This window comes from Mesorhizobium sp. M2E.F.Ca.ET.219.01.1.1, from assembly GCF_004016445.2.
Classification (GTDB): domain Bacteria; phylum Pseudomonadota; class Alphaproteobacteria; order Rhizobiales; family Rhizobiaceae; genus Mesorhizobium.
Window position 1 is genome coordinate 1 of sequence record NZ_SADT02000109.1, and the last position, 362, is coordinate 362.

Genomic DNA, 362 nt, shown 5'->3' on the forward strand with positions numbered 1-362 from the left:
ATGATACCCGCCTTGCGCAACTTTTCGCCCGACGCGATGAGCTCGTCCCAGGTTTTCGGAATGCCTATACCCGCGGCGTCGAACGCCTTCTTGTTTGCCCAGATCCAGTTGGAACGATGCAGATTGATCGGCACCTCGACCCACTTGCCGTCGGGCGCCGCAAGACGCTTATAGTCGGGCGGGATCAAGTCAGCGCCGCCATTCGCGGTTTCCAAATCGGTCAGGTCCCGCAGAACGCCTTCCTTGGCCCAGGTCGAGGCGTCGTAGCCCAGCATCTGCATTGCGCCCGGTGGGTTGCCGGCGACGATTCGTGCGCGGAGCGATTGCTCCGCATTGACACCATTTGCTCCACCTATAGCGGC

Annotated in this window: 1 protein-coding gene; it reads right to left on the reverse strand. The window is 61.3% G+C overall.

Going from position 1 to position 362, the window contains the following annotated elements; genetic code table 11:
• Nucleotides 1-275 (reverse strand): extracellular solute-binding protein (locus EN862_RS35145; RefSeq protein WP_245519824.1); only part of this gene is annotated, 275 nt, incomplete at its 3' end.
• Nucleotides 276-362 lie beyond the last annotated feature (87 nt).